Source organism: Plantactinospora sp. ZYX-F-223 (genome assembly GCF_039649625.1).
GTDB lineage: Bacteria > Actinomycetota > Actinomycetes > Mycobacteriales > Micromonosporaceae > Plantactinospora.
In genome coordinates, this window is sequence record NZ_JBDJAV010000020.1 from 21,973 (window position 1) to 35,373 (window position 13,401).

Annotated in this window: 13 protein-coding genes, 1 tRNA gene and 1 pseudogene; 2 read left to right on the top strand and 13 right to left on the bottom strand. The window is 70.9% G+C overall.

Going from position 1 to position 13,401, the window contains the following annotated elements; genetic code table 11:
• Positions 1–112: 112 nt before the first annotated feature.
• The 10 genes and pseudogenes from cysN to AAH979_RS20825 all read right to left on the bottom strand — a co-directional run.
• Positions 113–1,402 (bottom strand): sulfate adenylyltransferase subunit CysN, encoded by a 1,290-nt coding sequence (gene cysN / locus AAH979_RS20780; protein ID WP_346259785.1) that lies wholly within the window; start codon positions 1,400–1,402, stop codon positions 113–115.
• Positions 1,402–2,313 (bottom strand): sulfate adenylyltransferase subunit CysD, encoded by a 912-nt coding sequence (gene cysD, locus AAH979_RS20785; protein ID WP_346259786.1) that lies wholly within the window; start codon positions 2,311–2,313, stop codon positions 1,402–1,404. Before cysD ends, cysN begins: the two co-directional genes overlap by 1 nt.
• Positions 2,310–2,453 carry a hypothetical protein gene (locus AAH979_RS20790; protein ID WP_346259787.1) on the bottom strand — a complete coding sequence of 48 codons (144 nt, stop codon included), beginning with the start codon at positions 2,451–2,453 and terminating at the stop codon, positions 2,310–2,312. The genes cysD and AAH979_RS20790 overlap by 4 nt, the downstream gene beginning before the upstream one ends.
• A gap of 45 nt (positions 2,454–2,498) precedes the next feature.
• Entirely contained in the window at positions 2,499–3,353 is an 855-nt protein-coding gene (locus AAH979_RS20795) for an inositol monophosphatase family protein (protein ID WP_346259788.1), read from the bottom strand.
• Between the two features lie 152 nt (positions 3,354–3,505).
• The gene (gene pth, locus AAH979_RS20800) at positions 3,506–4,096 is read right to left on the bottom strand and encodes an aminoacyl-tRNA hydrolase (RefSeq protein WP_346259789.1); all 591 of its coding nucleotides are present in this window, start codon (positions 4,094–4,096) and stop codon (positions 3,506–3,508) included.
• A gap of 99 nt (positions 4,097–4,195) precedes the next feature.
• Complete coding sequence (locus AAH979_RS20805) at positions 4,196–4,885, bottom strand: 50S ribosomal protein L25/general stress protein Ctc (protein ID WP_346259790.1); 690 nt, start codon at positions 4,883–4,885, stop codon at positions 4,196–4,198.
• Between the two features lie 355 nt (positions 4,886–5,240).
• The gene (locus AAH979_RS20810; RefSeq protein ID WP_318397708.1) at positions 5,241–6,221 is read right to left on the bottom strand and encodes a ribose-phosphate diphosphokinase; all 981 of its coding nucleotides are present in this window, start codon (positions 6,219–6,221) and stop codon (positions 5,241–5,243) included.
• A 51-nt stretch (positions 6,222–6,272) separates the two neighbouring features.
• Complete coding sequence (gene glmU / locus AAH979_RS20815) at positions 6,273–7,787, bottom strand: bifunctional UDP-N-acetylglucosamine diphosphorylase/glucosamine-1-phosphate N-acetyltransferase GlmU (RefSeq protein WP_346259791.1); 1,515 nt, start codon at positions 7,785–7,787, stop codon at positions 6,273–6,275.
• A gap of 113 nt (positions 7,788–7,900) precedes the next feature.
• A tRNA-Gln gene (locus AAH979_RS20820) sits at positions 7,901–7,972 on the bottom strand.
• Positions 7,973–8,220: 248 nt separating this feature from the next.
• Positions 8,221–8,550: pseudogene (locus tag AAH979_RS20825) on the bottom strand (helix-turn-helix domain-containing protein); the annotation flags it as partial.
• A 76-nt stretch (positions 8,551–8,626) separates the two neighbouring features.
• On the opposite strand from AAH979_RS20825, the gene AAH979_RS20830 reads away from it, so the two are divergent.
• Together AAH979_RS20830 and AAH979_RS20835 are read left to right on the top strand one after the other, a co-directional pair.
• On the top strand, positions 8,627–9,598 hold the full coding sequence (locus tag AAH979_RS20830; protein ID WP_346259792.1) for an acyl-CoA desaturase: 972 nt from the start codon (positions 8,627–8,629) through the stop codon (positions 9,596–9,598).
• Between the two features lie 231 nt (positions 9,599–9,829).
• The gene (locus tag AAH979_RS20835; protein ID WP_318397763.1) at positions 9,830–10,432 is read left to right on the top strand and encodes a TetR/AcrR family transcriptional regulator; all 603 of its coding nucleotides are present in this window, start codon (positions 9,830–9,832) and stop codon (positions 10,430–10,432) included.
• Between the two features lie 19 nt (positions 10,433–10,451).
• On the opposite strand, the gene AAH979_RS20840 is transcribed toward AAH979_RS20835, so the two are convergent.
• The 3 genes from AAH979_RS20840 to AAH979_RS20850 form a co-directional block, all read right to left on the bottom strand.
• Positions 10,452–10,925, bottom strand: coding sequence for a DUF4383 domain-containing protein (locus AAH979_RS20840; protein ID WP_346259793.1), 474 nt, complete (start codon positions 10,923–10,925; stop codon positions 10,452–10,454).
• Between the two features lie 81 nt (positions 10,926–11,006).
• Entirely contained in the window at positions 11,007–11,462 is a 456-nt protein-coding gene (locus AAH979_RS20845) for a DUF4383 domain-containing protein (RefSeq protein WP_346259794.1), read from the bottom strand.
• Between the two features lie 119 nt (positions 11,463–11,581).
• A complete protein-coding gene (locus tag AAH979_RS20850; protein ID WP_346259795.1) occupies positions 11,582–13,393 on the bottom strand; it encodes an ABC-F family ATP-binding cassette domain-containing protein in 1,812 nt (603 codons plus the stop codon).
• Positions 13,394–13,401 lie beyond the last annotated feature (8 nt).

Sequence of the window (13,401 nt, forward strand, 5' to 3'; positions counted from 1 at the left end):
GCATCCCAGCGTAGTGACTCCGCGACAACCCGCGCGCTCGGGTTATCGGCGGACGACACCCGGTAGCCGGCTCGACCCGCGACCCTTCCGAGCCAGCGACGACCTACGACGGTCAGCCCGCCTCGACGATCATCCCCGCGCCGACCGTACGGTTGGTCGACTCGTCGATCACGATGAAGCCACCCGTCGTACGGTTGCGCCGGTACTCGTCGGCGAGCAGCGGCACAGTGGTCCGCAGCCGTACCCGGCCGATCTCGTTGAGCTTGAGTTCGGTGGCGGCCTCGTCCCGGTGCAGCGAGTTCACGTCGAGCAGGTACCGCAGGTTGCGGACCACGGCCCGGGCCGACCGGGTGGTGTGCTTGATGGCGTACTTGCCGCCGACCCGCAGCGGCCTGGTCTCGTCCATCCAGCAGATCATCGCCTCGATGTCCTGGGCGACCGCCGGGGCGTTGGTCGGCCGGCAGATCAGGTCACCCCGGGAGATGTCGATCTCGTCGGTGAGGCGCACGGTCACCGACATCGGCGGGAACGCCTGCTCGACCGGGCCGTCGGCGGTCTCGATCGAGGCGATCCGGCTGGTGAACCCGGACGGCAGCACCATCACCTCGTCGCCCGGCTTGAGCACACCCGAGGCGACCTGCCCGGCGTAGCCCCGGTAGTCGGTGACCGTGGTCGACTGGGGACGGATCACGTACTGCACCGGGAACCGTACGTCGACCAGGTTGCGGTCGCTGGCGATGTGCACGTGCTCCAGGTGGTGCAGCAGCGACGGGCCCTCGTACCACGGGGTGTGCTCGGAGCGGGAGACGATGTTGTCGCCATGCAGCGCCGAGATCGGCACCACGGTCAGGTCCGGCACGTCCAGCTTCGCCGCGAAGGCGGTGAACTCGTCCGCGATCTGCTCGAAGACCTCCTGGGACCAGTCGACCAGGTCCATCTTGTTGACGCAGAGCACCAAGTGCGGCACCCGGAGCAGCGAGCAGAGGAACGCGTGCCGGCGGGACTGCTCGACCAGTCCCTTGCGTGCGTCGACCAGGATCAGTGCCAGGTCGGCGGTGGACGCCCCGGTCACCATGTTCCGGGTGTACTGGATGTGCCCGGGGGTGTCGGCGATGATGAACTTCCGCCGGGGGGTGGCGAAGTATCGGTACGCCACGTCGATGGTGATGCCCTGCTCGCGCTCGGCCCGCAGCCCGTCGGTGAGCAGCGCCAGGTTGGTGTACTCGTCGCCCCGGGCCGCACTGACCGCCTCGACCGCCTCGAGCTGGTCGGTGAAGAGCGACTTGGTGTCGTAGAGCAGCCGGCCGATCAGGGTGGACTTGCCGTCGTCGACGCTGCCAGCGGTGGCGAACCGGAGCAGGTCCATCGCACGGGTCTCGGTGGGGACCATGGTCGCCGTCATCAGAAGTAGCCTTCCCGCTTGCGGTCTTCCATCGCCGCCTCGCTGACCCGGTCGTCGCCCCGGGTGGCGCCGCGTTCGGTGATCCGGGTCGCGGCCACCTCCTCGATCACCAGCTCGACGGTGTCCGCCGCCGACCGGACCGCCGCCGTGCACGAGGCGTCGCCGACGGTGCGGTAGCGGACCTGCTCGACAAAGGGCGTCTCACCGGCCCGGGGCGAGATGAATTCGTTGACCGCGTAGAGCATGCCGTCCCGCTCGACGACCTCCCGCTGGTGGGCGTAGTAGATCGACGGCAGCACGATCTTCTCCTGGGCGATGTAGTGCCAGACGTCCAGCTCGGTCCAGTTGGAGAGCGGGAAGACCCGGATCGACTCGCCCGGATGGTGTCGGCCGTTGTAGAGCGACCACAGCTCGGGGCGCTGGTTCTTCGGATCCCACTGGCCGAAGTCGTCGCGGAAGCTGAAGACCCGCTCCTTGGCCCGGGCCTTCTCCTCGTCCCGCCGGGCGCCGCCGAAGAGCGCGTCGAAGCGGTACTTCTCCACCGCGTCGAGCAGCACCGGCGTCTGGATCCGGTTGCGTACCCCGTCGGCCGGCTCCTGCACCAGCCCGGACTCCAGCGCCTCCGGCACGCTGGCCACCACCAGTTGCAGCCCCATCTGGGCCACCCGCCGGTCGCGGTATTCCAGTACCTCCGGAAAGTTGTGCCCGGTGTCGACGTGCATCACCGGGAACGGGATCCGGGCCGGCGCGAACGCCTTCTCGGCCAGCCGGAGCATGACGATCGAGTCCTTGCCTCCGGAGAAGAGCAGCACCGGCCGCTCCAGCTCGGCCACCACCTCGCGGATGACGAAGATGCTCTCGGCTTCCAGCGCGTCGAGATGGGAGACCCGGTAGGCCGCCGGCGAGGTCATGCCGTCACCTCGCCACGCTCACCGACGGAATCCGGCTTCCCGGCGCTGGCGAGATCGGCGATTTCGGCAAGGGCGCCGGCCCGCTGGCCGATCCGCTCGCGGTGCCCGCTCATGCCGGCCCGCGCAGGTGCTGCTCGCATGGGATTTCCAGACCCTCCCGGTCGGTTAAGTCGCCATGTCCTGGCCTACGGTACCCGGAGGTGGCGCTGCAACGCTGCGAGCAGCCGAGGAGCGAGATCCTTACGGCACACCACCAGATCCGGCAGGCGGGGATCGGCCTGGTTGTATTTCAGCGCGGATCCGTCGATTCGGGAAGCGAAAAGTCCGGTGGCCGTCGCCACAGCGACCGGAGCCGCCGAATCCCACTCGTACTGGCCGCCGGCGTGCACGTACCCATCGACCTCGCCGCTGATCACGGCGGCGATCTTCGCGCCCGCCGAGCCCATCGGCACCAGCTCGGCGCCGACTTCGGCGGCCAGGTCGGTGAGGAAGACCGGGGGCCGGCTCCGGCTCGCGGCCAACCGGATCCGCCGGCCGATGCCGTCCGGGCCGGTACCGTCGGTCGCCGCCGGCAGCGTCATCGGCGGGTACGCCGGCGGCTGGTCGGTGCCGAGCACCCGGTGCTGGGCGGGCAGCCCGACGGCGCCGGCGACCAGTCCGTGCGCGGTGCCGGCCCGGCGGGACCAGAGCGCCACATGCACCGCCCAGTCCGCCCGGCCCTCCTCGGAGAACTCCCGGGTGCCGTCCAGCGGGTCGATGATCCAGACCCGGTCGGCGCCCAGCCGGGGCGCCACCTCCGGCTCGGCCTCGGCGGCCCAGGCCAGCCGGGCGCCCTCGTCCTCCTCGGAGAGCACCGCGTCGGCAGGCCGCCAGCGGGCCAGCTCGGTGCGGAGGAGTTCGTGCGAGACCTTGTCGCCGGCCGCCTTCAGCGCTCCCGGGTCGGAGAAACCCAGCTCGGCCCGGAGTTCCAGCAGCGCCTGGCCGGCCCGACCGGCCAACCAGCGGGCGAACTCACCGTCGATAACTGGCGGCGCGGCCATCAGCACACCTCCATGGAACCGGCGTCGCCGGCCGCCCGACACGGAATCATCATCGTCAGCCTCCTCACCCGCGGCGAGAAGACTACCGGTCTCGGTGCGGGCGCGGGTGCACCGGCGGTCCGCCACACCGGTCGCGGTCCGTCCGTCGCCGCTCAGGTCCCGTGGTACGAGTTCTGCGCCCACTCCAGGCCGCGGGTCACGATCGCCTCCGCCGCATCGGCCGCCCGGTCCACCAGGAACTCCAGCTCCTTGCGCTCCACCGGGGAAAAGTCGGAGAGTACGAAGTCGGCCGGGTCCTGCCGCCCCGGCGGCCGCCCGATCCCGAACCGCACCCGCAGGTAGTCCTTCGTCCCCAGCGACTTGGACATCGACCGCACCCCGTTGTGCCCGCCCTCGCCACCGCCCTGCTTCAGCCGGATCTGCCCGTACGGGATGTCCAGCTCGTCGTGGACGGCGACCACCTGGTCGACCGGCACCTTGTAGAACTGGGCCAGCGCCGCCACCGGGCCGCCCGAGAGGTTCATGTAGGTCATCGGCTTCGCCAGCACCAGCTTCGGCCCGCCGAACCCGAGCCGTCCCTCGGCCACCTCGGCGACCGCCCGGCGGTGCCGGCCGAACTTGGCGCCGATCCGCTCGGCGAGCAGGTCGGCCACCATGAAGCCGACGTTGTGCCGGTGCCGCGCGTACTCCTTGCCGGGGTTGCCGAGCCCGACCAGCAACCACGGATGAAGCTCCTCCGCCACGCCGCTCTTCCCCCAGTTCTGCTTCCCGGCCCGCTCGGTGTCACAGTACGGAAACAGGCGCCCCCGAACGTCCGGGGGCGCCTGTCAGACGGTTGTCGCTCAGGCCTCTGCGGCAGCCTGCGCGGGCGCGCCCTGGTTGTCGCCCTCGGCCTCGGCGGCCTCGGCACCGGGGCCCTCGGCTCCGGCCTCCTCCTCGGCCTCCGCGGTCGGCTCCTCGCCGGCCTCGGCGGCCATCTGCTCGGCGCTCGGCGCCTGGGTGACGAGCGCGAGGATCTGCTCCGGGTCGGCGACCAGCTCCACACCCTGCGGCAGCCGTACGTCCGCCGCGGTCACCTGCGAACCGACCTCGAGACCGTCGATCGAGACCTCGAAGCTCTCCGGCAGCCGGGTCGCGTCGGCACTCACCGAGAGGGTGTTCTGCTCGTGCACGACCAGGGTGTCCCTGGCCGCCTCGCCGGTCAGGTGCACCGGCACGTCGACGGTGACCTTCTCGCCCCGCCGCACCAGCAGCAGGTCGATGTGCTCGAGAGTGTCCTTGATCGGATCACGCTGGATGGCCTTCGGCAGCGCGAGCGCCTGGGTGCCGTCACTGATCTCGATCGCGAACAACTGGTTGGCGCCACCGTGCCGGATGGCGGCGGCGAACTCACGCGCGGGTAGCGCGATGTGCTTGGGCTTTTCGCCGTGGCCGTACAGCACGGCGGGCACCTTACCGGCCCGGCGGGTACGACGGGCACCACCCTTGCCGAACTCGGTGCGGGGCTCGGCGCTGATCTTTACCTCGGACACGGGAAGACTCCTGATACGGTCACTGCGGCGCTACGTCGGCTGGCGGTTGGCGGTGCTTGGGCGAGGGGGCGCGCTGGGGGCTTTGCGTGTGGCCACTGCCCGGAGCACCGCGTCGATGACGGTGCATCCGTGCGGCGCTTGCTTCAGCGGCCCGCAGGGCACCCTCGCCGTGGCAACCGCACCAGTCTACCCGAGCCCCGATGCGGCTTCGCGGCGGTCCCCGCCCAGGCGGGTTGGCGCCATTCGCCATCCGCCAATTCCGTCTCCCGGCACCCCCGCAAGCCACACGCCCGCGCCGTCGGAGGGGACCGCCGACCGACCCGGCGCAGCGTCGAGTCGGTCCGCCGGGCAGTCGTCAGCTCAGCCCACCGAAGAGGGTGGTCACCGAGCCGTCATCGAAGACCTCGCGGATCGCCCGGGCCAGCAGCGGCGCGATGGAGAGCACGGTGAGCTTGTCGAGCTGCTTCTCCGGCGGCAGCGGCAGGGTGTTGGTCACCACCACCTCGCTGATCCGGCTGTTCTTCAGCCGTTCGGTCGCCGGGTCGGAGAGCAGGGCGTGGGTGGAGGCCACCAGCACGTCCGCGGCCTTCGCCTCGTGCAGGATCTCGGCCGCCTTGCAGATGGTGCCACCCGTGTCGATCATGTCGTCGACAATCAGGCAGACCCGACCCTCGACGTCCCCGACCACCCGGTTCGCCACCACCTGGTTCGGCTTGGAGGGGTCCCGGGTCTTGTGGATGAACGCCAGCGGGCAGCCGCCGAGCCGGTCTGTCCAGCGCTCCGCGACGCGTACCCGGCCCGAGTCCGGGGCCACCACGGTCATCGGGCGGCCGGCGTACTTGCGCTGGACGTACTCGGCCAGGATGTCCATCGCGAAGAGGTGGTCCACCGGCCCGTCGAAGAAACCCTGGATCTGCGCGGTGTGCAGGTCCACGGTGAGGATCCGGTTGGCGCCGGCCGTCTTGAGCAGGTCCGCGACCAGCCGGGCCGAGATCGGCTCCCGGCCGCGGTGCTTCTTGTCCTGCCGGGAGTACGGATAGAACGGCAACACGACGGTGATCCGCTTGGCCGAGCCGCGCTTCAAGGCGTCGATCATGATCAGGGTCTCCATGACCCACTTGTTCACGCCGTGCGTGACGGACTGCACCACGAAGGCGTCCGAACCACGCACCGACTCCTTGAACCGTACGAAGATCTCACCGTTGGCGAACTCGTACGCGTCGGACGGTGTCGGCGCCACCCCGAGCACCTCACCGATCTCCGTTGCCAGCTCCGGAAATCCCCTTCCGGAGAAGAGCATCAGACTCTTGCGATTTTCGGCGACGATGCTGCCCATCGGCTCGTCTGCTCCCGTTTGTCGGTGGGTCACCCGGCGTTGGGCCAGAGACTATTCGGTTGCAGTATCTCCCGAGGCCGGACGACCTTCACCCGCTACGGAGCCCCCGTGCAGTGGCTCACCTTCGCTTGCGCCCGGCGCCCCCTGTCCGGCACGCTCCGCGGCCGCCGCCGACTTCGTGCCGGCCCGGCGGCGCAGCACCCAGCCGTCGATGTTGCGCTGCTGGGCCCGGGTCACCGCGAGCGCCCCCGGCGGCACGTCGATGGTCACCGCGCTGCCCGCCGCCACGTACGCCCCGGCGCCCACCTCGACCGGCGCGACCAGGCTGGTGTCACAGCCGACGAACGCCGCCTCACCGACCACCGTGTGGTGCTTGTTGACCCCGTCGTAGTTCACGAAGAGCGTCCCGGCGCCGATGTTGGCCCGAGGCCCGATGGTGGCGTCCCCGACGTACGTCAGGTGGGGCACCTTGGCCCCCTCGCCGATCTCCGACTTCTTGACCTCGACGAAGGTGCCGACCTTCGCCTTCTCCCGCAGCGTCGCCTCCGGCCGCAGGTACGCGTACGGCCCCACGCTCGCGCCCGGACCGACCGCCGCGCCGACCGCGTGCGCCCGGATCACGGTGGCGCCGGCGCCGACGGTGGTGTCGATCAGGGTCGTGTCCGGGCCGACCGCCGCCTCCGGACCGACCGTGGTGGCGCCGCAGAGCTGGGTGTTCTGGTCGACCACCGCGTCCCGGCCCAGCGTGACGGTGACGTCGATCCAGGTGGTCGCCGGGTCGAGCAGGGTCACTCCGCTGCGCATCCAGCCCTCGTTGACCCGGTCCCGCAGCAGCCGGCGCAGCGCCGCCAACTCGACCCGGTCGTTGCAGCCCAGCGTCTCGGTGGCGTCCGCCGCGACGTGCACCGCCACGGTCTCGCCGGTCGCGGCGAACTGGCCGAAGACGTCGGTCAGGTATTCCTCGCCCTGGTCGTTGTCGGTGGAGAGCTTGCCCAGCGCGTCGCGCAGCAGCGCGGCGTCGAAGGCGTAGATCCCGGCGTTGATCTCGCGGATCGCCCGCTGGGCCGGGCTGGCGTCGCGCTCCTCGACGATCTGCTCCAGCCCGCCGTCGGCGCCCCGGACGATCCGGCCCAGGCCGGTCGGGTCGGCCACCTCGGCGGCGAGTACGGTCGCCGCCGCTGAAGCTGCCTCGTGCGCGGCGACCAGTTCGGTGACGGTCTCCGGCCGCAGCAGCGGTACGTCTCCGTTGAGCACCACCACGGTGCCACCGGCGTCCGGGGCGCTCTCCAGGGCGATCCGGACGGCGTGCCCGGTGCCGTGCTGCTCGGCCTGGAGCACCGGCTCGGCGTACGGGGCGACGTCGCGCAGGTGCGCGGTGACCTGGTCGGCGCCGTGGCCGACCACCACCAGCGTGCGGTCGGCCGACACCGGGGCGGCCGCCGTGAGCACGTGGCCGAGCAGGGTACGCCCGAGGATCGGATGGAGCACCTTGGGTAGCGCCGACTTCATCCGCTTGCCCTCACCGGCGGCGAGGACGACGACGGTGCGGAGGCGGGGCTGGGACACGAGAATGCTCCCGTCGTACGACTGGCAGTTTGCGGCCTCATGCTAGCCGTACTCCGTGGAGCGGTTCGGGGGTTCTCGGCCGGACAAACCGCCCAGACGGGCTGGAGTAGGAGCTCGGCCGCCAGGACTCGAACCTGAAACACAAGAACCAAAATCTTGGGTGTTGCCAATTACACCACGGCCGAAGGTGTAGCGGCCTTAGCCTAGCGCCTCGCCCTCCGTCGACCCCACCCCCTCGGCGTCGCCGCCGAGCGCGGCCCTCACGGCCGCTCACCGGACCGACCTCGTCGGCCGCCCGGGCGTGCGCGTCCGCCTCGGCGGCGTCCCGGGCGACGCGATGCCGCGCCCAGCGCGCCTCCGACATCCTGTGCGCGTGCGCCCGGCGCCGCGCCTCGGCTTCCGGGGCGGGGTCGAGCGGCAGGTGCCGGACCCACCGATACGCCGTCGACTTCGCCACCCCCAGCTCGTCGGCGATCTCCGGCACCGAGCGGCCCGCCCCGCGCAGCTCGACGGCCCGGGCCCGCAACTCGTCCTTGGCGTTGGGCCGTTTCGTCCACTCCGGCGGGGGAACATCCCCCAGCAACGCCGACAACCGATCCTTGCCGATGCCGAGCCGTCGCCGGATCTCTCGCGCGGACAGCAGCTCGACGGTACGCAGACGACGCGCCTCGGCAGCGAGCGGATCGACCATGACCTGGAGATTAGGACCCGTGTACGACAAGATCCGTCGATGGCTGACAGCGGATTCCCAGTTCGCGTCCATGGCAGACTACGAGAGCGTAGGTTACGGTGACGTAGGCGTAAGTTATCAGTCTTCCCCCTACGCTCAGCGAGGTGCCATGTCCTCCGTCCTGCTCGAACAACCGGCCTCCGAAGCCAAGAAGGGGCCCAAGCCGCTCACCGACGGCGTCCAGTCCAAGGGCATCCTCGTCGCCCTCTGGTCCTTCGTCATCATCCCCTTCCTCGCCCTGCTCGCCGCCGTACCGGTGGCCTGGGGCGGGTGGCTGAGCTGGACCGACATCGCGATCGCCGGAGTGTGGTACGTGGTGGCCGGGCTCGGCATCACGGTGGGCTTCCACCGGTACTTCACGCACGGGTCGTTCAAGGCCAAGCGCTGGCTGCGGGTCACCCTGGCGGTCGCGGGTTCGTTCGCCGTCCAGGGCAACATCACCCAGTGGGTGGCCGACCACCGCCGGCACCACGCCTTCTCCGACGTCGAGGGCGACCCGCACTCTCCATGGCGGTTCGGCGCCAGCGTGTGGGGGCTGACCAAGGGGCTGTTCCACGCGCACGTCGGCTGGCTGTTCAACCGGGAACTCTCCAACCGCGAGCGGTTCGCCCCCGACCTGCTCGCCGACAAGGACATCAGCCGGGTCGACCGGCTCTTCCCGCTGCTGGTGAGCCTCTCACTGCTCACCCCGGCGCTGCTGGGCGGTTTGGTCACCTGGTCCTGGCAGGGCGCGCTGACCGCGTTCTTCTGGGCCGGCCTGGTCCGGGTCTCCCTGCTGCACCACATCACCTGGTCGATCAACTCCGTCTGCCACGTCTACGGCGAGCGACCCTTCGAGGTACGCGAGGGTGACCGGGCGACGAACTTCTGGCCGCTGGCCATCCTGTCCTTCGGCGAGAGCTGGCACAACCTGCACCACGCCGACCCGACCTGTGCCCGGCACGGCGTACTGCGCGGTCAGGTCGACATCACGGCCCGGACGATCTGGCTCTTCGAGAAGGTCGGCGCCGCGTACGACGTGCGGTGGCCGAAGCCCGAGCGGGTCGCCGCGAAACTGCTCAAATCAACACCGTCGCATTGACCCGCGACGCGCCCGGGCACCCGGCCACGAGCGTCTGCCTGGCAGGATGGCCAGGTGACCGAGCGCAGCGAGGGCACCACCAGGGACGACACAAGTCAGCGCGGCATCGCGGGACGGCAGCGGGATAACGAGGTGACAGACAGTCCGCGTACCACCCGCGGGATCGGGCGCCGGCAGGTCCCGGCCCCGACGCCACCGCCGCCGCCCGCCAAGCCCGTTTCCCGGGTACGGATGTCCGCGGCCCAGCGCCGAGAGCAGCTCATCGCGATCGGCCGGCAGGCCTTTGCCGAGCGCGGGTTCGACGCCACCTCGATCGAGGAGGTGGCCGCCCGCGCCAAGGTCTCCAAGCCGGTGGTCTACGAGCACTTCGGCGGTAAGGAGGGCCTCTACGCGGTCGTCGTCGACCGGGAGGTACGCGCCCTGCTCGACCGGGTCACCACGGCACTGACCGCCGGGCATCCCCGGGAGTTGCTGGAGCAGGCGGCGCTGGCCCTGCTCGACTACATCGAGGAGGAGACCGACGGCTTCCGGGTGCTGGTCCGGGAGTCTCCGGTGCTCTCCGCCACCGGCAACTTCAGCAGCGTGATGAACGACGTGGCGCACCAGGTCGAGCACATCCTGGGCGCCGAGTTCAAAAGCCGGGGCTACGACCCGAAGCTCGCCGAGCTCTACTCGCAGTCCCTGGTCGGCATGGTGGCGCTGAGCGGTCGCTGGTGGCTGGAGGTACGCAAGCCGCGCAAGGAGACGGTGGCGGCGCACCTGGTGAACCTGGCCTGGAACGGCCTGTCCCACCTGGAGGCCAAGCCGACCCTGCTCACCCGCCGGACCCGCTGAGCGGCCGGCGGGGCCGGGTTCAGCGGCCGGGGCGGGCGTTCGAACTGCTGCGCATCTCGCGTTCCGTCTCGGCGTGCTCCGGCGGACCGACCTTGTCGTACAGGCCGGTGGCGAGCAGGACCAGGCCGAACAGCATCGACACGATGACCGTCGACATCGAGAAGTTGAGGATGTTCGCCTCGGTCTGCAGCACGGTCATCATCGCGAGGGCGACGACCAGGAAGACCACCCCGATGGCCAGGTTCATCAGGTGCCCGAAATTGCCCCGGTGCACCGCTCCGAACAGCACCACCAGCCCGAAGATCACCGACACCAGCGCGAACGCCATGTTGGTCCGCAGCCCCAACACCCAGTGGCTGTCCCGGCTGAAGAAGTCGTGCCCGGCGGTCTCGAAGAGTCCGAAGACGCCGAAGACCACGATGTAGAGGCCGATCAGCCCGGCGAGTACCCGGTAGACCGGCCGCGCCGGATGGTTGATTGGAATATGCGCCATTGCCCCTCCTCGCTGCCGGTGGGCGACTTTCCTACCGGATTGTCACCCGGGCCGGAGGGGATTGCCCGGCGAACGCCGGGATCAGAGCACCAGGCGGGCGTCCTGCCAGGCCTTGGCCTCCTCCTCGGAGCCGACCTTGCCGTACATGCCACACATCAGCAGGACCAGACCGAGGATCATGGTCACGATGGCGGTGGCGACGGTGAAGTTGAGATAGTTGGCGTCGGTACGCAGCACCGCCAGCCCGGCGAGCCCGAGCGCCATCAGGCCGTACCCGAGGAACTTGTCGACCGCCGTGTCGACGTTCCGGCCGACCAGGGTGGCGAGCAGGATCACGAGGCCGAGCACGGTCGAGATCGCCGAGTAGCCGAGGTTGGTCCCCTGGCCCAGCACGAGGGTGTCGTCCTGGGCGAAGAACTCGCCGCCGCCGGCCTCGACGAAGCCGAGGACGCCGAAGGCCACCAGGTAGAGGCCGGTCAGCCCGCCGATCGCCCGGTAGACCGGCCGCGCGGGATGGTTGACGGGGTTGTGGGCCATGATCAGCAGTCTCCAACGCCGTTGCCAGTGAGGGTCGGGGCTAGATTCTTCCGCATGGCATCCGGGTGACGCCGCACACCCCCGCCGGTCAGCTGCCGCCGTCGTCGCCGCGCCGGCGCTCAGCCCTCCGGTACCTGCTCGGCCAGGGCCAGCCAGGCCTCCTCGGTCTGCTCCCGCTCGGCCCGTACCGCCCTGAGCTGGCCGTCCAGTTCGGCGATCCGGGTGTAGTCGGTGGCATGCTCGGCCATCTGGTCGTGCAGCGCCGCCTCGCGCTGCTCCAGCTTGCCGATCTGCCGCTCCAGCCGGCTCAGCTCCTTGCGGGCCGCCCGCAGCTCCCCGCCGGAGAGCGCGCCGTCGACCCGTACGGCGGCCGGTGGGGCCGTGCCGTTGCTCCGCCCGTCCGGTGGCGGCCCGCCGGGCGTGGCGGCCCGGGCAAGATATTCGTCGATGCCGCCGGGCAGGTGCACCAGCCGGCCGTCGCCGAACATCCCGTACACCACGTCGGTGACCCGTTCGACCAGATAGCGGTCGTGACTGGCCACGATCAGGGTGCCGGGCCAGGAGTCGAGCAGGTCCTCCAGCGCGGCCAGGGTGTCGGTGTCCAGGTCGTTGGTCGGCTCGTCGAAGAGCAGCACGTTCGGCTCGGCGGCGAGCAGCCGGAGCAGTTGCAGCCGGCGCCGCTCCCCACCGGAGAGGTCGGAGACCGGGGTCCAGAGCCGCCGGTCGTCGAAACCGAAGATCTCGGCGAGCTGGGACGCGTTGACCTCCCGGTCTCCGAGTACGACCCGGCGGGCCACCTCCTCGACCGCCTCCAGTACCCGCAGCTGGCCCGGCAGCTCGGCCAGTTCCTGCGACAGGAAGGCGGGCCGGACGGTGGAGCCGGTCCGCACCTGCCCGGCGTCCGGGCCGCGTACCCCGGCCAGCAGCCGCAGCAGGGTGGTCTTGCCGGCCCCGTTCGCGCCCACGATGGCGATCCGGTCGCCCGGACCGACCTGCCAGGTCAGGTTCTCGAGGATCAGCTTCGGGCCGGCGGTCAGGGTGACGTCGGTCAGGTCGTACACCTGCTTGCCGAGCCGGGCGGTGGCCAGCCGTTGCAGCGACACGGTGTCGCGCGGCGGCGGTACGTCCGCGATCAGCGCGTTCGCCGCCTCGATCCGGAACCGCGGCTTGGAGGTCCGGGCCGGCGGGCCGCGCCGCAGCCAGGCGATCTCCTTGCGCAGCAGGTTCTGCCGGCGCGCCTCGGTGGCCGCGGCCACCCGCTCCCGCTCGACCCGGGCCAGCGTCCAGGCGGCGTAGCCGCCCTCGTAGGCGCGTACCGTCCGGTCGGCGACCTCCCAGGTGTCGGTGCAGACGGCGTCCAGGAACCACCGGTCGTGGGTGACCACCACCAGCGCGCCGCGCTTGCCGATCAGGTGCCGGGCCAGCCAGTCCACCCCGGCCACGTCGAGGTGGTTGGTCGGCTCGTCCAGCACCAGCAGGTCGGCGGTGCGGACCAGCAGGGCGGCCAGGGCCACCCGCCGCCGTTCGCCGCCGGACATCGGCCCGACCGGCTGGTCCAGCCCGAGGTACGGCATGCCGAGCCCGTCCAGGATCGCGCGTACGCCCGCGTCGCCGGCCCACTCGTGCTCGGCGCCGAACCCCTCGTCGAGCCAGGCGGTGCCGAGTACCACGTCCCGGACCCGGGCCTCGGGGTCGAGCACGAGGGTCTGCGGCAGCCAGGCGACCCGCAGGTCACGGCGGTGCGTCACCCGACCGCTGTCCGGCTCCTCGGCCTTGGTCAGCAACCGCAGCAGGGTGGACTTGCCGGTGCCGTTCAGCCCGACGACGCCGATCCGGTCCGAGTCGGAAAGGCCCAGGGAGACGTCGGTCAGGAGCTGCCCCGCCGCGCCGTACCCCTTGGAGACCCGGTCCAGATTGACGATGTTGGCCATGTACTCAG